This is a genomic window from Thioalkalivibrio sp. AKL10, from assembly GCF_000381845.1.
In the GTDB taxonomy this organism is placed as follows: Bacteria; Pseudomonadota; Gammaproteobacteria; order Ectothiorhodospirales; family Ectothiorhodospiraceae; genus Thioalkalivibrio; species Thioalkalivibrio versutus.
Map to the genome: position 1 here is coordinate 267558 of NZ_KB907142.1, position 17102 is coordinate 284659.

At 66.7% G+C, this 17102-nt stretch carries 16 protein-coding genes and 1 other RNA gene; 3 read left to right on the plus strand and 14 right to left on the minus strand.

The window, feature by feature from the left end; genetic code table 11:
• Position 1: 1 nt before the first annotated feature.
• From mraY to rsmI, 9 genes are all read right to left on the minus strand, one after another.
• Entirely contained in the window at positions 2-1084 is a 1083-nt protein-coding gene (gene mraY, locus G333_RS0101315) for a phospho-N-acetylmuramoyl-pentapeptide-transferase (RefSeq protein ID WP_018176146.1), read from the minus strand.
• On the minus strand, positions 1065-2435 hold the full coding sequence (gene murF / locus G333_RS0101320; protein WP_026331182.1) for a UDP-N-acetylmuramoyl-tripeptide--D-alanyl-D-alanine ligase: 1371 nt from the start codon (positions 2433-2435) through the stop codon (positions 1065-1067). The genes mraY and murF overlap by 20 nt, the downstream gene beginning before the upstream one ends.
• Positions 2432-3973 carry a UDP-N-acetylmuramoyl-L-alanyl-D-glutamate--2,6-diaminopimelate ligase gene (locus G333_RS0101325; RefSeq protein WP_019627451.1) on the minus strand — a complete coding sequence of 514 codons (1542 nt, stop codon included), beginning with the start codon at positions 3971-3973 and terminating at the stop codon, positions 2432-2434. The genes murF and G333_RS0101325 overlap by 4 nt, the downstream gene beginning before the upstream one ends.
• On the minus strand, positions 3970-5685 hold the full coding sequence (locus G333_RS0101330; protein ID WP_018168233.1) for a penicillin-binding protein 2: 1716 nt from the start codon (positions 5683-5685) through the stop codon (positions 3970-3972). The genes G333_RS0101325 and G333_RS0101330 overlap by 4 nt, the downstream gene beginning before the upstream one ends.
• Entirely contained in the window at positions 5673-5957 is a 285-nt protein-coding gene (gene ftsL, locus G333_RS0101335) for a cell division protein FtsL (RefSeq protein WP_018168234.1), read from the minus strand. Before ftsL ends, G333_RS0101330 begins: the two co-directional genes overlap by 13 nt.
• Positions 5957-6883 (minus strand): 16S rRNA (cytosine(1402)-N(4))-methyltransferase RsmH, encoded by a 927-nt coding sequence (gene rsmH / locus G333_RS0101340; protein WP_018168235.1) that lies wholly within the window; start codon positions 6881-6883, stop codon positions 5957-5959. The genes ftsL and rsmH overlap by 1 nt, the downstream gene beginning before the upstream one ends.
• Positions 6884-6888: 5 nt before the next feature.
• The gene (mraZ, locus tag G333_RS0101345) at positions 6889-7329 is read right to left on the minus strand and encodes a division/cell wall cluster transcriptional repressor MraZ (RefSeq protein ID WP_018144475.1); all 441 of its coding nucleotides are present in this window, start codon (positions 7327-7329) and stop codon (positions 6889-6891) included.
• Positions 7330-7615: 286 nt separating this feature from the next.
• Positions 7616-7967, minus strand: an RNA gene (gene rnpB, locus G333_RS14440) — RNase P RNA component class A.
• A 297-nt stretch (positions 7968-8264) separates the two neighbouring features.
• Positions 8265-9104 (minus strand): 16S rRNA (cytidine(1402)-2'-O)-methyltransferase, encoded by an 840-nt coding sequence (gene rsmI, locus G333_RS0101350; RefSeq protein WP_196800519.1) that lies wholly within the window; start codon positions 9102-9104, stop codon positions 8265-8267.
• Between the two features lie 78 nt (positions 9105-9182).
• On the opposite strand from rsmI, the gene G333_RS0101355 reads away from it, so the two are divergent.
• The 3 genes from G333_RS0101355 to G333_RS0101365 are packed head-to-tail and all read left to right on the plus strand — an operon-like array spanning position 9183 to position 12789.
• A complete protein-coding gene (locus tag G333_RS0101355) occupies positions 9183-11042 on the plus strand; it encodes a penicillin-binding protein activator (RefSeq protein WP_019627454.1) in 1860 nt (619 codons plus the stop codon).
• Complete coding sequence (locus G333_RS0101360) at positions 11043-11399, plus strand: YraN family protein (protein WP_019627455.1); 357 nt, start codon at positions 11043-11045, stop codon at positions 11397-11399.
• A gap of 10 nt (positions 11400-11409) precedes the next feature.
• Positions 11410-12789, plus strand: coding sequence for an FAD-binding oxidoreductase (locus G333_RS0101365; RefSeq protein ID WP_018144479.1), 1380 nt, complete (start codon positions 11410-11412; stop codon positions 12787-12789).
• A 69-nt stretch (positions 12790-12858) separates the two neighbouring features.
• Here the strand turns inward: G333_RS0101365 and G333_RS0101370 are convergent, their stop codons facing one another.
• The 5 genes from G333_RS0101370 to petA all read right to left on the minus strand — a co-directional run bounded on the left by G333_RS0101370 (position 12859) and on the right by petA (position 17055).
• The gene (locus G333_RS0101370) at positions 12859-13287 is read right to left on the minus strand and encodes a ClpXP protease specificity-enhancing factor (RefSeq protein ID WP_018938174.1); all 429 of its coding nucleotides are present in this window, start codon (positions 13285-13287) and stop codon (positions 12859-12861) included.
• On the minus strand, positions 13284-13910 hold the full coding sequence (locus G333_RS0101375; protein ID WP_018144481.1) for a glutathione S-transferase N-terminal domain-containing protein: 627 nt from the start codon (positions 13908-13910) through the stop codon (positions 13284-13286). Before G333_RS0101375 ends, G333_RS0101370 begins: the two co-directional genes overlap by 4 nt.
• 390 nt (positions 13911-14300) lie before the next feature.
• Positions 14301-15044: a cytochrome c1 gene (locus tag G333_RS0101380; protein ID WP_018938175.1), complete on the minus strand. Its 744-nt coding sequence runs from the start codon at positions 15042-15044 to the stop codon at positions 14301-14303.
• Positions 15044-16453 (minus strand): cytochrome b N-terminal domain-containing protein, encoded by a 1410-nt coding sequence (locus tag G333_RS0101385; RefSeq protein ID WP_018168241.1) that lies wholly within the window; start codon positions 16451-16453, stop codon positions 15044-15046. The genes G333_RS0101380 and G333_RS0101385 overlap by 1 nt, the downstream gene beginning before the upstream one ends.
• Positions 16453-17055, minus strand: a complete 603-nt coding sequence (gene petA, locus G333_RS0101390; protein ID WP_026287943.1) for a ubiquinol-cytochrome c reductase iron-sulfur subunit — start codon at positions 17053-17055, stop codon at positions 16453-16455. The genes G333_RS0101385 and petA overlap by 1 nt, the downstream gene beginning before the upstream one ends.
• Positions 17056-17102: the final 47 nt, after the last annotated feature.

Sequence of the window (17102 nt, forward strand, 5' to 3'; positions counted from 1 at the left end):
ATCAGCGCACCTTCAGGGTCGCAAGACCGACAAGGACGAACACCACGGTCAGGATCCAGAAACGCACGATCACGCGCGGCTCCGGCCAGCCCTTGAGTTCGAAGTGGTGGTGCAGCGGCGCCATGCGGAAGATCCGCCGCCCAGTGAGTTTGAAAGAGGCGACCTGGAGCATCACCGAAAGCGTCTCCAATACGAAAATGCCCCCCATGATCAGCAACACGATCTCCTGACGGGTGATGATCGCCAGCATGCCCAGGGCCGCGCCCAGCGCGAGCGCCCCGACGTCGCCCATGAAGACCTGCGCCGGGTAGGTGTTGAACCACAGGAATCCCAGCCCGGCGCCGACCAGGGCGGAGGTAAAGATCACCACCTCGCCCACGCCGGGTACCGCCGGAATACCGAGATAGTCGGCGAATACCGCATGGCCCGCCGCGTAGGCGAACACGCCCAGGGCGCCGGCCACCAGCACCGCCGGCATGATCGCCAGGCCATCCAGCCCATCGGTCAGGTTCACGGCATTGGAGGACCCCACGACCACCAGCCAGACCAGCGGGATGAACAGCCAGCCCAGGCTGAACTGGATGTCCTTGAACACCGGCAGGTAGAAGGTCGTCTCCACCGGCCCCTGCGCGGTGTACATAATCACCCCCGCGGCGACCAGGGCGAACAGCGTCTGCCACAGGAGCTTGGCGCGCGCCGAGAGGCCCTTGCTGTTGCCGTAGCGCAGCTTCAGGTAGTCATCCCAGCCACCCACGGCGCCGAACGCCAGGGTGGTCAGCAGCACGAGCCAGACGAAGCGGTTGGTCAGATCGCTCCACAGCAGGGTCGCCGCCGCCACTGCCACCAGAATCAGGGCACCACCCATGGTCGGCGTGCCGGCCTTGGTCAGGTGCGACTCGGGACCGTCATCGCGGATCTGCTGGCCGACATTGCCGACCGTCAGGCGGCGGATCATCGCCGGCCCGATCAACAGCGCGATCGCCAATGCGGTAACCACCCCGAGGATGGCGCGAACGGTCAGGTACTGAAAGACCGTGAAGCCGGAATAGAACTGGCTCAGGTATTCAGTCAGCGCGAACAGCATTCGCCACCTCCGGCGCTGACGAGGCCAGGTCCAGCCCCTCGATGATCTGTTCCATGTGCTGGCTGCGCGAGCCCTTTACCAGGACCGTGGTGCCCTCCCCCAGGAGGTCCTCCAGGCGCGAGCGCAGCGCGGCGTGGTCGGCAAACCACTCGCCGCCGTCGCCAAAGCCCTCGGCGCTGTCGCGCGCGGCATCGCCCAGCGCCAGGCAGTGTTCGATACCCACCGCGCGGGCCAGGTGCCCGGTTTCCCGGTGCAACGCCGGCGTGGCGGCGCCCAGTTCACCCATGGCACCCAGCACCAGGATGCGCCGACCGGGCATCGCCGCCAGCACCTCGAGCCCGGCCCGCAGCGAGTCCGGATTGGCGTTGTAGCTGTCGTCCCAAATCCGCGCGCCGCTGACGTGCCACAGCTCCTGCAGACGGCCGCGCACCGGCTTCCAGCGGGTGAGCCCGTCGACGATTCGGTCAATCCCGATACCGACCGCGTTCGCCGCGGCCGCGGCCGCCACGGCATTGGCTGCGACGTGGCGACCGGGGCCGGCCAGGCGCAGATCGCGGACGGCGCCGAGGATGGACAGACGCAGCCGGTCCGGGGCCTGCCACATGCCTTCCACCTCGCCGCCACCCTCCAGCGAGAAGCGCTGGCAGTGGTGATGCTCGTTCAGCGACAGCCAGTAGTCGGCAAACGGATCATCCAGATTGATGACCGCGGTGCCGCCCTGGGCCGGGAGACCGGAGTAGATCTCGGCCTTGGCATGGGCGACGCCCTCCAGGCTGCCGAAGCCCTCGAGATGGGCCCGACCGGCATTGGTGATCATGGCGACCTGCGGTTCGACCCAGCGCGCCATGCGCCCGATCTCACCGGCATGATTGGCGCCCAGTTCGATGACCGCGTAGTCGACTTCACAGGGCATCGCCAGCAATGTCAGCGGCGCGCCGATCTCGTTATTCAGGTTGCCCGCGGTGGCATGCACCGACCCAACCCCCTCAAGGATGCAGCGGAGCATCTCCTTGGTCGTGGTCTTGCCATTGGAGCCGGTCAGGGCAATCACCCGCGCGCGGCTCTGGCGCCGCCAATGGCGGCCCAGGCGGCCCAAGGCCTCGCGGGTATCGGCCACGATGATCTGCGGCTGTGGCACATCGAGCGCCCGCTCCACCAGCAGCACGGCCGCCGGCAGGTCGGCACCGACCTGTGCGTGGGCATCGAAATTCGGCCCCTTCAACGCGATGAACAGCGCTCCCGGGCACGGCTCGCGAGTGTCCGTAAACACGCCCTCGAAGGCCGTGTCGGGGGCCCCTTGCAGGCGCCCATGGACCGCCTCGGCCAGTTCCTGGCTGGTCATTCGAATCATTGTCCCTCCCCCCTGATCGCGCGGTCCTGGCCACGCCTGTCCTGCGGGTGCCGGCACGCCCGGGCCTGCACCTGTTCGCGGTCGCTGAACGGATAGCGCTGACCGCGGATCTCCTGGGTCGTCTCGTGACCCTTACCGGCCACCAGCACCACATCCCCGGCAACGGCCTCGGCCAGCGCACTGGCAATCGCTGTTGCGCGATCGCCAATCTCGTGGCATTCGGCGGAATCGGCGCAGCCGGCAAGGATCTCGGCGCGGATCTCGGCCGGGTCTTCTCCGCGCGGGTTGTCATCAGTCACGAAGATCACGTCGGCCTCCCGGCAGGCCACCTGGCCCATTGCCGGGCGCTTGCCGCGATCGCGGTCGCCGCCGCAGCCGAACACCACGCTCAGGCGCCCGCGTACATGGGGTCGAAGCGCCTGCAATGCAGCCTCCAGGGCCTGGGTGGTATGTGCGTAATCGACCACCGCCAAGGCCCCGTTAGCGAGCGGGAAGCGCTCCATGCGGCCGGGCACGCCGGGGAGTTCGGCGACTGCCGCGATCGCCTCCTCGCGCTCTACCCCGAGGCCCTGCAGGGTGGCGAGGGTCGCCAGCAGATTGCCGACCTGAAACAGGCCGAACAGGGTGGAACGAACCGGATAGGCCCGGCCATCGGCCTCGAGGGTGAAACGCAGCCCTTCGGCAGTGGCCTCCACGTCTCGGGCGCGCAGATCGGCGGGTGCGCCCAGGGCACTGTAGGTCAGGGCCTGAACGCCCGCCGGCAGATGCTCCACAACCTGGCGTCCAAAGGCATCATCGATATTCAGGACCGCCGTTTGCAGGCCAGGCCAGACAAACAGCCGCGCCTTGGCTGCCGCATACGCCTCCTGACTACCGTGGAAATCGAGGTGATCGGAGCTCAGTCGGGTGAGCACCCCGACGCTGATCGGGGCTCCGGCGAGGCGCCCTTGTGCCAAACCGTGCGAGGAGGCCTCCAGCGCCACGGCACCACAACCGGCCGCGGCCAGCTCGGCCAGGTGGCGATGCAGGTCCAGTACGCCCGGGGTCGTGTGTCCGGTATCCACCAGGTGGCCCGGTCGCCCGACGCCGAGCGTGCCGATCAGACCGGTGGGCCGACCCAGGGTCTCCAGGGCCAACGCGATCAGGTGCGTGACCGAGGTCTTGCCGTCGGTACCGGTCACCGCCACCAGCGGGGCCGCCTCCGGCCAGCTACCGAACAATCCGCGCGCCATCTGCGGCAGCCGTTCCCGCAGGCCCGGCACATGGAGCATCGGCACAACAGGGAATGTTTCCGGGGTTCCGGCCTCGTCCCACAGGATCACGCCGGCACCCCGTGCCACGGCATCGGCAGCATGCGCCAACCCATGGCCGTGCGTGCCGGCCAGGGCCACAAAGGCGGTGCCGGGCGCGACCCGGCGGCTATCCTGAACCAGGTCGGCGACCGGCAAGTCCGCCAGGTCGGGGCGCAGGAGATCGGCCGGCAACAAATCGCCCAGCACCGGTCCGGCCTCGCCTCGGGTATCACGGGCGGCCATCATGTCGTCCCCTCGTGATCTGCGGCCAGGCGCATGGGGACCTCCGGCATCGCGTCCGGGCGCACGTTGAACATGCGCAGGGCCGAACCGACGACATTACGGAACACCGGCGCCGCGACCGCCCCACCGTAGTAGACGCCGGCATCCGGCTCGTCGATCACCACGGCCATGACAAAACGCGGATCGGAGGCCGGGGCCAGGCCGACGAAACTCGAAAAATAGCGGTCCTCGGTATAACCGCCCGGACCGCTCTTGCGGCTGGTACCGGTCTTGCCGGCCACGCGGTAACCGTCGATCGCCGCCTGACGCGCGGTGCCCTCGGTACCGATCACATGTTCCATCATTGCCAGCACCTGGCGGGCAGTACGCGGAGTCATCACCTGCGCCGACTCGCGCAGATCGTCGGCAGTGCGCACCAGACGCACCGGCACCCGCTCGCCGTCATTGGCAAAGGCGGTGTAGGAGGCCGCCATCTGCAACGGCGACAGCGACAGCCCGTAGCCATAACCGAGCGTGGCCTGTTCGACCTCGCGCCAGGTGGTGAAATCGCGCAGACGCCCCGTGGCCTCGCCCGGGAAATGGGTACCCAGCGCCTGCCCGAAGCCCGCCTGATGCAGGGTCTTCCAGAAACGATCCGCGGGGGTATCCAAAGCCAGCTGTGTGGCCCCGACATTGCTCGAACGGGCGATCAGGGTGGTGAGGTCGATCGTCCCGTAGTCGCGCAGGTCGCGCACGGTCAGGCGCCCCACCCGCATGGTGCCGGGGCCGGTCTCCAGCGTGGTGTTGGCATCCACCACACCGGCATCCAGGGCGGCCGCCACGGTAAACGGCTTCAGCACCGACCCGGGCTCCATGGTATCGGTGATGGCCCGGTTGCGGGCGCGATCGGAACGGATAGCACCGCGATTGTTCGGGTTGAATCCGGGCTGATTGACCAGCGCCAGGATCTCGCCGCTGCGGGCGTCCAGAAGGACAGCGGAGCCGCCACGGGCATTGTGTTCGGCGACCGCGGTCTTCAGTTCGCGGTACGCCAGATATTGCAGGCGCTGATCCAGGGTCAGGGCCAGGGTGTTGCCGTCACGCGCGGGGCGGATACTGGCGACATCACGGATGCTGCGGCCATAACGGTCGCGCAGCACCCGCTTGGCGCCCGGATGACCGGACAACCACTGGTCAAAGGCCAGTTCCACGCCCTCCTGGCCCTGATCGTCGATATTGGTATAGCCCAGCACATGCGAGGTGGCCTCGCCATGCGGGTAATAACGCCGGAATTCGCGGGTCAGGCCGACGCCCTGGATGCGCAGGGCCGCTACGCGCTCGGCCTGATCCGGCAACATTTGGCGGCGCAGGTAGATGAATTCGCGCGAGGCACGCGCCTCGATACGCTCCGCCAGCCAGTCCGGCTCCACCTCCAACGCCGCGGCCAAATCCGGCCAGCGCTCGCGCTGGCCCATCAAGTCCTGCGGGTTGGCCCAGGCGGTCTGCACCGGGGCCGAAATGGCCAGGGGTTCGCCGTGACGGTCGGTAATCATGCCGCGGTTCGCGGACTCGGTCAGGGTGCGCACCTGGCGCTGCTCGCCCTGCTTGGTCAGGAAGTCGCGCTCCAGGACCTGCAGATCGACGGCGCGCAACAGCAACGCGGCGCTCGCGACGGCGAACACGGCGATCACGACCTTCAGACGGCCACCACTGATCTGCCGCTTCAGCGCGCCCACGAGCTACCCCCGATCACCACGATGCGATCCGAATCGGGCTGAATCATGTCGAGACGCTCGCGCGCCTGCTCCTCGACCCGGCCCTGGGTCGCCCAGGTCGATTGCTCGATCTGCAACTGCGTCCACTCGAGATTCAGGACATCGCGCTGGCTCAATGCCTGCTGCTGGTCGATAAAGGCCTGGCGCGACTCATGCTTGGCCGCCACCACCCCAACCGCCGAGGCAAACACCCCGGTTGCCAGCGCCACCGCCAGGAGCCCGCGCGCAACCATCAGAGTCGCTCCCCGACACGCAGCACGGCCGAGCGCGAACGCGGATTGATGCGCTGCTCCTCGCGATCGGCATGGATCGGCTTGCCGACCGGGCGCAGCTTGCGCTCCGGCTCCTCCGGCATCACCGGAAGGCCGCGCGGCAGGCGCACGCTGGACACCGGCTTGCGCAGGGCCTGCTTTACCAGTCGGTCTTCCAGTGAATGGAAGCTGATCACCACCAGCCGCGCACCAGGCGGGAGCACATCGGGGATCGTCGCCAGCCACTGCTCCAGCTCGGACAGCTCCGCGTTCACGAAGATGCGCAGCGCCTGGAAGGTTCGAGTGGCCGGGTGCTTTCCGGGCTCGCGTTTCGGGACCGCACGGCGAACGATCTCGGCCAGTTCGCCGGTGCGGCTAAGCGGTGCCTCGGTGCGTGCAGCCACAATGGCCCGGGCAATGCGCCGCGAGTGGCGCTCCTCGCCGTATTGATAGATCACATTCGCGATCTCGGTCTCGTCGGCCCGCGCCAGCCACTCCGCCGCGCTCTCGCCGCTGTTCGGATCCATGCGCATGTCCAGCGGGCCGTCGTGCTGAAAACTGAATCCGCGCTCGGGCGTATCCAGCTGGGGCGAGGACACGCCCAGGTCCAGAAAGACGCCGTCCGGACCCCGGTCCGGCGAACGCCGTTCCAGCGTGGCGGCCATGGTCGAGAACGGCGCGGCCTCGAAGGCAAAACGCGGATCATCGGCAAACGAGGCGGCCGCCGTGGCGGCCTCCGGATCGCGATCCATGGCCAGCAGCCGGCCGTCCGGGCCCAGGCGATCCAGGATCGCCCGGCTGTGTCCACCGCGGCCGAAGGTGCCATCGACGTAAAAGCCGTCAGCGCGCACGGCCAGGCCCTCCAGCACCGCGTCGCGCAGCACCGGGATGTGGGAGACGGCTTCCATGTCCGTCACAACGCGATGGACTCGAGCGCTTCATCATCCACGTCACCCCCCAGCACCTGGGCGCAGGTCTCCTCCCAGGCGGCCTCGCCCCAGATCTCGAACTTCTTGCCCTGGCCCAGCAGCACCACCCGCTTTTCCAGGCCGGCGTACTGACGCAGGGGCGGGGGCAGCAACAGGCGGCCGCTGCCGTCCAGCTCGCACTCGGTGGCATGGCCCACCAGCAGGCGCTGCAGATTGCGCACCTTGGGATTCATGTTGGGGCGGGACATCAGGTTCTGCTCAATGCGCTCCCACTCGGGGAACGGGTACAAGAGCAGGCAGCGGGAGGGATCAACCGTGATCACCAGCTGACTGTTGCAGCTCGCAGCGAGGTCGTCGCGATACCGCGCCGGCATGGCCAGGCGGCCCTTCGCATCCAAATTGAGCTGGCTAACGCCTCGAAACATCGCTGATAACGGTGGTTACCCACCTTTCCCCACTTTGCCCCACTTTCCGACACTATAGGTACGGGCATCCTCCAGAGTCAAGAAAATCGACCCCGAAAAACGAAAAATAAGCGTTGAATCACAGAGACTTAGCGCACCCACCCCGAGGCGGACGAAAGAGCGGGGAGAAGGGCATTAAAAGCCTCGCGTTGAGGCTCAAACTTAATGCATCACCTTACAAGTTTGCCGCACACACAGCCGTGTACGCGCAGACCGGGGCGGCCGCGGGGGCTTGATCGTGGGAAAAAGTGGGAGCCGGCCGTAAGCCGGGTTCTGTCGAGGACAGTCATTCATCTGGGACGTCCGTCACCGGACGCCTCGAGCAGCCTACCCGGGTGCGATGCGGGCCACACCATGCACCCCTATTTGGCCTTGCTCCGGACGGGGTTTACCCTGCCACGAACTGTTACCAGTCGCGCGGTGCGCTCTTACCGCACCATTTCACCCTTACCTGTACCCGGCGAACCGGACCATCGGCGGTATGTTTTCTGCGGCACTTTCCGTCGGCTCGCGCCGCCCAGGCGTTACCTGGCGTCCTGCCCTATGGAGCCCGGACTTTCCTCCACATCCGAGGATGCAGCGACTGCCTGGCCGACTCCCGCGCTCCTTGTACGCCGCCGCGTGCGCGAACGCAAGCCTTTTCAACGGCCTGCCGGCCTCCGTCCACAACGAAGCACACCAAGACACGAAGGACGTCAAGAGCAGCCCACAGGAAGAGGGGACGATCGGAAGGCAATCAATTCAACGAACGACAGGGTTATCGCCACGATGCCGGAACGCAGCCAGCCATCCCCGCCAACAATGATTATTTCCGTTCTTCCAAACCTTCCTGCCGATGGCTTCTAACCTAGATCCGCTGCGTGTCTGCGCACGCTTCATTGCGGACCCAAACCGTCCTATCCTCCGGCGTCCTTGAGGGCGAGGGCGCGGGCGTAGACGCGGTTACGCGGCAGGTCGGTGGCATCGGAGAGCAGGCGGGCCGCGCGCTTGAGGGGGAGTTCGTGCAGCAGTGCCGCGAGCAGGCGCTCGTGCTCGTCGGACAGGGGCATGTCGGCCTCGCCGCCCGTGTCGGGCGCGGGCGCCGGGGCCAGGATCAGCACGAACTCGCCGCGGGTGCGGTTGCTGCCGGCATCCAGCCAGGCCGGCAGTTCGCCGGCGGGGCCGCGATAGTGTTCCTCGAACTGTTTGGTCAACTCCCGCGCCAGGAAGACCTCCCGCCCCGGTGCCAGCTGCGCCAGGTTGGCGGCGGCCGCGCGAACACGGTGCGACGATTCGAACAGAATGGTGGTCACCGGCTGGACCAGCAATGCCTCCAGCCGCCGCTGGCGCGCCCCGGCGGCATGCGGCAGGAAGCCCTCGAAGCAGAAGCGGTCGGACGGCAGCCCGGCAACCGCCAGCGCCGCCAGAGGCGCACTGGGACCCGGTACGGCGCGCACATCCAACCCGGCCTCGCGCGCCGCCCTCACCAGCCGAAACCCCGGGTCCGACACCAGCGGCGTGCCGGCATCGGAAATCAGCGCGACGGACTCCCCCGCCCTCAGCGCCTCCAGCAGCGAGGGAATACGCTCCGCCTCGTTATGCTCGTGCAGGCTGACCAGCGGCGTGTGCACGCCCAGATGCGCCAGCAGCCCGGCGCTGTGTCGCGTATCCTCCGCCGCAATGCGCTGCACCCGACCGAGGACCTCGCCCGCCCGCGGGCTCATATCTCCAAGATTACCAATCGGGGTAGCCACCACCCACAACGTGCCCCAGTTCGTTGACACGGCCTGATGCGCTTTCAATACTGACTCCTCATTCGCTGACGAACCGCTATCGTGACCCGAATCCCCGAACGCGCCGGGCATACCCGGCCCCTGTCCCGTCTTGCCCTGTTGCTGCTGGCCACGGCCATCGTGGCGGGCTGTGCCACGCCGCGCCCGGATCCGGAGCCGCCCCCGGACGCCGAGGTGCGGCCGGACCTGGCCGAACTGCCTCCCGAGGTACGCGCCAGCCTGCTGCTGAGCGAGGCCCGCTCGCGGCCGGAGCCCGACCTGGTGCGCCGCGCCATCGAGGCCGTGCTGGCGCTCGATCCCGCGACGCCGGACCAGCTGGACCGGGCCGAAGCCCTGTGGGCCGAGCTTCCCGACGCCGCGCGTGACACCCAGGAAGCCCGCCTTCTAGGGGCGCGACTCGCAGCAGCGCAACGGGATTGGGAGCTCGCCCGCGAACGACTGGGTGCAGACGACCCGGACGACCCCACGCGATCCCCGGAGGTCTATCGCCAGGGGCTTGCCCTGCACGCCCGGATGCTGGAACAGGAGAGCCAATGGTATCAGGCCCTGGACACCCGGCTGCGCCTGGACCGCCTGCTGATCATGGAGCCCGACACACACGCCGAGAATCAGCAGCGCATATGGGGGCTGCTCGCAGCCCTGCGCCCGGCCCAGCGCGACCGGATCGTGGGCAACCACCCGCCGGATGGGGATGCCTGGGTCAGCCTGTTCCGACTGCTGCGCGCCGCCGATACCGAGGAACAGGCGCACCTGGCCGCCGGATTGTGGCGCGAGCGCCATCCCGCGCATCCGGCCAACAGCCTGCTGCCGGAACTCGTCGCCAGCCACCCGCTGGTCGCGGACGCGCCTGGGGACACCCTGGTGCTGCTGCCACTGTCGGGCGACCTGGCCGCACTGGGCAACGCCATACTCGACGGAATCACCCGCGCCTACTACGCGGAGGGTGGCGGCAACGGCCGGCTGATCGTGCGCGACACGCGCGGCGAGCCGGACGGCGCGGCCGCCCTGTACCGGCGTGGCGTGGACTCCGGCGTCGCGCGCATCATCGGTCCGCTGCGGCGTGAGTCGGTAAGCCAGGTGGCCGCTAGCGATCAGACCCTCCCGACCATCCTGCTGAACCGCACGGAAGTCTCGACCCCCAGCGAACTCACAACGCTGGCCTTGAATCCGGAAGAGGATGCCCGTGCGGTGGCCGACCGGGCGGCCCGCGCCGGCTGGCATCACCCGCTGGTGCTCCTGCCGGAAGGGGCCTTCGGCGATCGCGTGGCAAGTGCCTTCCGGGCGGCATTGGCCGACGAGGACCGGCGCCCGCGAGACGTCATTCGCATCCAGCCCAGCGCCGGGGAGCTGAACGCCACCATTGGCAACGCACTCGGCATCCAGCAGAGCGAGGCGCGCATTCGCGATGTGGCACGCCGGACCGGACTGGAACTGGAAGGCGACCCTCAGGTGCGCGCGGATGTGGACCACATCTTCATTGCCGGCACGGCGCCGCAAATTCGGCGCATCGTGCCGCATCTCCATTTCCACCGGGCCAGCCAGCTCCCGATGATGGCCACGCCCCATGTCTATTCCGGACGCCCGGATGCCAATCGCGACGCCGATCTTAACGGGATCGTGTTCCCCGATACCCCCCGGCTGTTCGACCGGGTGAGCCCCCTGGCGAACGACGGACAAACGCCCGACGAGGCACTCCCCCGGTTCGTCGCCCTGGGCATGGACGCGATGCGCCTGAGCCTGCGCCAGGACGGGATTCGCAACGCCCCCCATCATCAGCTAACCGGCGGCGCTGGCACCTGGAGCCTGAACCCCTTCAACCACGAGTGGGTGAGAGAACCGGCCTGGGCGCGCTTCGAGGGCGGCGAGCCCCGACGCATCGACGTACACCCCGGAGAATCCTGAGTGTTTCGCCCGGGTGCCTCGGGGCAGGCCGCCGAGAAGCGAGCCGCGGACCACCTGGAGGCACACGGGCTGCAGATCCGTGCGCGTAACGTCCGCCGCCCTTACGGCGAGCTCGACCTGGTCGCACTCGAGGACGATACCCTGGTGCTGGTGGAAGTACGCAAGCGGAGCCACCCGAGCTTTGGGGGCGGCGCAGAGAGCATCGACCGGCGCAAGCGTGAACGCCTGTTGCGGGTGGCCGAGGCGTACCTGCAGGAAAGCGCCTGGAACGGCCCGGTCCGCTTTGATGTGATGACCCTGGATGGCCAGGACCGGATCGAATGGCTGCAAGACGCCATCCAGGCATCCACCCCGTGAGCGCCCACCGATGACCCCTCTGGCTCGCGAACTGGAACAGCTCCTGGCGCCCGGCGATCGCCTACTCGATCCCGCGGACTGCTGGACCTACGGTGCCGACAACTCGAAGCTGCATGCGGTGCCCGACGCCGTCGCCTTCCCACGGGACGCCGATATGGTGCGCGAGCTGGTGCGCCTTTGCCGGCGCCTCGGCGTGGCCCTGACCAGCCGCGGACGCGGCACCGGCACCACCGGTGCCGCGGTCCCGGACCATGGCGGGCTGGTGGTGTCATTCGAGCACATGAACCGCATCCTGGAGGTGGATCCGGATAATCGCTGGCTGATCGCGGAGCCGGGCGCCACCAACGGCGAGATCCAGCAGGCGGCAGGCGCCACGGGCTTCTTCTGGCCGCCGGACCCCACCAGTAGCGCCTATTGCACGCTCGGTGGCAATCTCGCCTATAACTCCGCCGGCCCGCACGCGGTCAAATACGGCACCCCGCGTGACAACACCCTGGGCCTGTCCGGCGTGGCCGGAACCGGCGAGGCATTCCGCACCGGCGTCCATACCACCAAGGGGGTGGTGGGCTACGACCTCACCCGTCTGCTGATCGGATCCGAAGGGACCCTGGCCGTGCTCACCGAGGCCACGTTGCGCCTGACACCCAAGCCGGAAGCGACCCGCCTGATCCAGGCGGTCTACCGCGATGTCGACGCCGCGGCCCGGGCCGTATCGCGGCTGATGGCGCGCGCCGAGGTCCCGTCGGCGCTGGAGTTCATGGACCATTCCGCGATCACGATGATCCGCGCCTACGCGCCGGATTGCCCCCTGCCCGCCGCTGCCGGCGCGATCCTGATGATCGAGACCGATGGCACCGAAGCCGGCATCGAGGCCACCACCGCCGGCATCCGGCGCGCGGCCGAGGGCGAAGGCTGCGTGCAGACCCTCAGCGCCGACACCCCGGAAGAGGCCCAGGCGCTCTGGGCCGTGCGCAAGGCCCTGTCACCGGCGTTACGCACGGTGGCGCCGAAAAAGATCAACGAAGACGTGGTCGTGCCGGTCTCGCGCATTCCCGACCTGATTGCCGGGCTCGACCGGCTGGCCGCGGAACACGCCATCAAGATCGTGAACTTCGGCCATGCCGGGAACGGCAACATTCATGTAAACCTGCTGGTGAACCCGGATGACCCGGCAGAACTCGCGGCGGCGGAGCGTTGCCTGGACGGCGTCTTCACCCTGGTGTTGTCGCTGGGCGGGACGCTCTCGGGCGAACACGGCATCGGGCTGGTGAAGCGACCCTATATCAGCCGGGAACTGGACCCGGTGGCACTGGGACTGATGGCCGGCATCAAGCGAACGTTCGACCCGGACAACATCCTGAACCCTGGCAAGGCGCCCGGACCCGCCTAGCCAGGTACCGGGCAAGGGAATCCCCTCCCCAGCAGGGCCCGGAAAAGAAAAGGGCCCCCGTAAGGGGCCCTACTTCACGACCTTCAGTGCCGGCCCCTTGCGCTTCGGGGTCGGCGAATCCTCCCCGCCCCCGTCATCACCAGAGCCGTCCGGAGGCGTGCCCGGACCGTCGTCGTCGGGGCCGGGCCCCGGCTCGCTGCCGAACATCATCCCCTGACCGTTCTCGCGCGCGTAGACCGCGAGCACCGCTTGCATCGGCACAAAGACATCCATCGGGCTGCCCGCGAACCGGGCCGAGAAGGCCACCGCCTCGTCACCGATGTTCAGGGCCTGCACTGCGGTCGGACCGACATTGAGCGTGATCTTGCCCTGGTCGACGAACGCCTCCGGAACAATCACCCCTTCGACTGTGGCGTCGACCAGGAGATGCGGCGTGAAGCCGTTATCCGTAACCCACTCCCACAGAGCCCGGAGCAGATAGGGGCGCGACGAAGTCACAGGCGAAGCTCGCGCTCGGCCTCGGTCAGACTCACCTGGAACGATTCACGCTTGCAGACGCGATCGGCATATTCCTGAATCGCCTGCGGCAACGCCGTCAGATCGATGCCCACGGCGGGAAGCCGCCACATCACCGGGGCGATGGCACAGTCCACGATCGAGAACTCGTCGCTCAGGAAATACGGCTTGAGCTCGAAGATCTCGGCCGAGCTGACCAGGCTTTCGCGCAGGATCTTGCGCGCCTTGGTCAAGCCGGAGCCTGAGGCCTGGTTGACGGCATCGAGACCCTCGTACCAGTCACGCTCCACGCGATAAAGCGCCAGCCGCGCGGCCGCCCGCGAGACTGGATCCACCGGCATCAGCGGCGGATGCGGAAAGCGTTCATCCAAGTACTCGGTGATGACGTGCGTGCCGTACAGGGCCAGGTCGCGATCCACCAGGGTCGGGACCTCGTTGTACGGGTTCAGGTCGGAGAGATCCTCGGGCAGTTCATCGGGCCCGAGATTGACGACATCCACGGCGATGTCCTTCTCCGCAAGGATGATGCGCACCCGGTGGCAACGCACGCAGTCGTGAGCAGAAAACAGGGTCATAACGGAACGACGGTTGGCGACCAGCGCCATGGCTTTCTCCCTAGGGAAACACTGATTGATGTACACGCTCGCGCTCGAGTCGCTTTTGCGTGCGAACAAGGCGCGGTGACTGCCGTGCAGTCATTCTGCACAAAGGAGCCGCAACGCCGTTCCCGCGCAAAAGCGGCCGAGCCCCTGCTTTCAATCGTTTGTGGGGTTGGTACCCCAGGTTCCCCGATCCTGCGGTGCGGCCCTTGCCGGTAGAACCACTACCGGCTGCGCACCGCTCCTTGTCTCGGAAAACCTGGGGTGCCAACGCGAGTGTGTACATTAATCAGCGTTTCCCTGGCCCGGCCGAACGGTTTCCGGTGCCGGGCAGACGGTCAATAACACCGGCGCGCGATCATCCCTGATCGGCGCGCCGGTTACGGTTCATGCCGCCTAGTGTACGTCTTTCCAGTACTCCTTTTTCAAGAAGTAGGCGAGAATCGTGAAGATCCCGAGGAAAATCAGTACGTACAGGCCAATTCGCTGACGATCCAGCTGCATCGGCTCGCCCATGTACGAGAGATAGGTCACGATGTCGCGCACGGCACGATCGTACTCGCTGGGCGTCATCTGGCCGGAGCGCACCAGTTCGAGACGCTCGTTACCATCCTCGTCGACGACCTTTTCCTGCCAGCCCTGCAGTTCCCACAGCACGTGGGGCATGCCGACGTTGGAGAACACGTCGTTGTTCGCGCCCAGCGGGCGCGACTCGTCGATGTAGAAGCTCTTCAGGAAGGTATAGACCCAGTCCTCGCCATTGATGCGCGTGGTCATGGTCAGGTCCGGCGGGACCACACCAAAGGCCTCTTCGCCATAGTCTTCGCTCATGGCGTTGGTCATCAGCGAACCGACGCCAACGGGATCACCGGCCTCGTCGGTGATGAAGATGAAGTTCTCCTCCACCTGCTGCTCGGTCAGGCCGATATCGCGACCCACGCGGTTGTAGCGCATGTACTCGGTCGAGTGACAGGCCATGCAGTAGTTCATGAACAGGTTGGCACCGCGCTGCAACGAGGCCTCGTTGGTCACGTCGATGTTGGCCTTTTCCAGGTCACCGTCGTACCCTGCCGCCGAGGCGGCCGGGACGGTGAACAAAGCCGCAGCGGCCAGGAATGTAGTTGCAATCAGCGTTTTCATTACGAAGTCACCCTTTCCGGAACGGCACGGTCACGGCCCAGGCCACGTGCGAAGGCAGGGACCACCATGGTCACGAACAGATACACGGTCGGAATCAGCCAGGACCACATCAGCAGGCCCGCGCTATCGGGGTCGAAGCGCAGGATGTCGTAGAAGGAGTAGATACCCACCACCACGGCAAACGCGATCAGGCTGAAGACCATGGACCGTTCCTTGCTGAGGAACCACAGCACGAAGAAGAACGCGAAGTAGACCGTGGAGAAGCGCAGGCTCATCTCGCTGACCTCGCTGGTGGCCTGCTGCAGGCCCAGCCATCCGAGGATCACGAAGGCCACCACGAACACCGCCAGGTTGAACTTGGCCGCGAACGAGCGATAGCGCATCGACAGGACCGGGTTGCGATCCAGCCAGGGGATGAAGAACAGCATCACCACCGCGGCGCCCATCGCCATCACACCCAGGAACGGATCCGGCACCGAACGCAGGACCGAGTACATCGAGGTGAAGTACCAGACCGGCGGAATCAGGTCCGGGGTCACCAGCGGATCGGCCGGGATCATGTTGTCGGCCTTCAGGAACAGGCCACCACCGGTCGGGAAGAAGAACATGATCACGGCGAAGACCATCAGGAACACGCCGACGCCCACCAGATCCTTCACGGAATAGTAGGGGTGGAACGGGATGCCATCCTTCGGGATGCCATTCTCGTCCTTGTGGTCCTTGATGTTGATGCCGTCCGGGTTGTTGGAACCCACTTCGTGCAGCGCGATGATGTGCGCGGCCACCAGCATGATCAGCACCAGCGGCAGGGCAATCACGTGCAGTGCGAAAAAGCGGTTCAGCGTGGCGTCGGACAGCAGGAAGTCACCGCGAATCCAGGTCACCAGGTCCGGCCCGATGTACGGGATCGTCTGGAACAGGTTCACGATGACCTGCGCGCCCCAGTAGGACATCTGACCCCACGGCAGCAGGTAGCCGGCGAAGGCCTCGGCCATCAGTACCAGGTAGATCAGCACACCGAAGATCCAGATCAGCTCGCGCGGCTTCTTGTAGGAGCCGTAGAGCAATGCCCGGAACATGTGCAAATAGACGACCACGAAGAACATCGAGGCGCCAGTGGAGTGCATATAGCGGATCAGCCAGCCCCACTCCACATCGCGCATGATGTACTCGACCGACGCAAACGCGAGTTCGGCGTCGGGCTTGTAGAACATGGTCAGGAAGATGCCGGAGACCACCTGGATGACCAGCACCAGCAGGGCCAGGGAACCAAAGAAGTACCAGAAGTTGAAGTTCTTCGGTGCGTAGTACTGCGCCAGATGCTCGTTCCACATCTGGGAGAGCGGGAAGCGGGCGTCCACCCAGCCCAGCACACCGCCCTGGATCTTGGTATCAGGATTGCTGGCCATCAGATCGCCTCCCCGTCTTCATCTTCACCAATGACTAGCAAGGTATCGTTCCGATACATGTGCCGCGGGATCACCAGATTGGTCGCCGCGGGCATGTTGCGGTACACGCGACCAGCCAGGTCGAAGCGCGAACCGTGGCAACCGCACAGCCAGCCGCCCTGCCAGTCGGAACCCATCTCGGGATCGCCGATCTCCGGGCGGTAGCTCGGCGAGCAGCCCAGATGGGTGCAGATACCGATGACGACCAGGATCTCCGGCTTGCGCGAGCGGTACTCGTTCTGCGCATATTCCGGCTGCTGGCTTTCCACTTCGGAGTCGGGATCGCGCAGGCGATCGGCCACCTCGGCCAAACCGGCAACCATCTCGTCGGTGCGCCGCACTACCCAGATCGGCTGGCCACGCCACTCGACGCTGACACGCTGACCCGGCTCGACAGCGGCCACGTCGAACTCGACAGGGGCCCCGGCTGCCTGAGCGCGCGCGCTGGGCTGCAAGGACGCCAGGAACGGGGCCGCGACTGCGGCGACCCCGGCTCCGCCTACGACGGATGTCGCGGCGACGAGGAACCGGCGACGGCCTCGGTTTACGCCTTGGTTTGCCATGTTTGTCTCTCCAAACAACGTGTTGAAATCGTGTTCCCGCGGCCGCA

What these genes read in the sequence shown, in the direction of transcription:
- mraY (WP_018176146.1), bottom strand. Translation starts at nt 1,084, where the DNA reads ATGCTGTTCGCGCTGACTGAATACCTGAGCCAGTTCTATTCCGGCTTC.
- murF (WP_026331182.1), bottom strand. Translation starts at nt 2,435, where the DNA reads ATGATTCGAATGACCAGCCAGGAACTGGCCGAGGCGGTCCATGGGCGC.
- G333_RS0101325 (WP_019627451.1), bottom strand. Translation starts at nt 3,973, where the DNA reads ATGATGGCCGCCCGTGATACCCGAGGCGAGGCCGGACCGGTGCTGGGC.
- ftsL (WP_018168234.1), bottom strand. Translation starts at nt 5,957, where the DNA reads ATGGTTGCGCGCGGGCTCCTGGCGGTGGCGCTGGCAACCGGGGTGTTT.
- rsmH (WP_018168235.1), bottom strand. Translation starts at nt 6,883, where the DNA reads ATGGAAGCCGTCTCCCACATCCCGGTGCTGCGCGACGCGGTGCTGGAG.
- mraZ (WP_018144475.1), bottom strand. Translation starts at nt 7,329, where the DNA reads ATGTTTCGAGGCGTTAGCCAGCTCAATTTGGATGCGAAGGGCCGCCTG.
- G333_RS0101365 (WP_018144479.1), top strand. Translation starts at nt 11,410, where the DNA reads ATGACCCCTCTGGCTCGCGAACTGGAACAGCTCCTGGCGCCCGGCGAT.
- G333_RS0101375 (WP_018144481.1), bottom strand. Translation starts at nt 13,910, where the DNA reads ATGGCGCTGGTCGCCAACCGTCGTTCCGTTATGACCCTGTTTTCTGCT.
- G333_RS0101380 (WP_018938175.1), bottom strand. Translation starts at nt 15,044, where the DNA reads ATGAAAACGCTGATTGCAACTACATTCCTGGCCGCTGCGGCTTTGTTC.
- G333_RS0101385 (WP_018168241.1), bottom strand. Translation starts at nt 16,453, where the DNA reads ATGGCCAGCAATCCTGATACCAAGATCCAGGGCGGTGTGCTGGGCTGG.
- petA (WP_026287943.1), bottom strand. Translation starts at nt 17,055, where the DNA reads ATGGCAAACCAAGGCGTAAACCGAGGCCGTCGCCGGTTCCTCGTCGCC.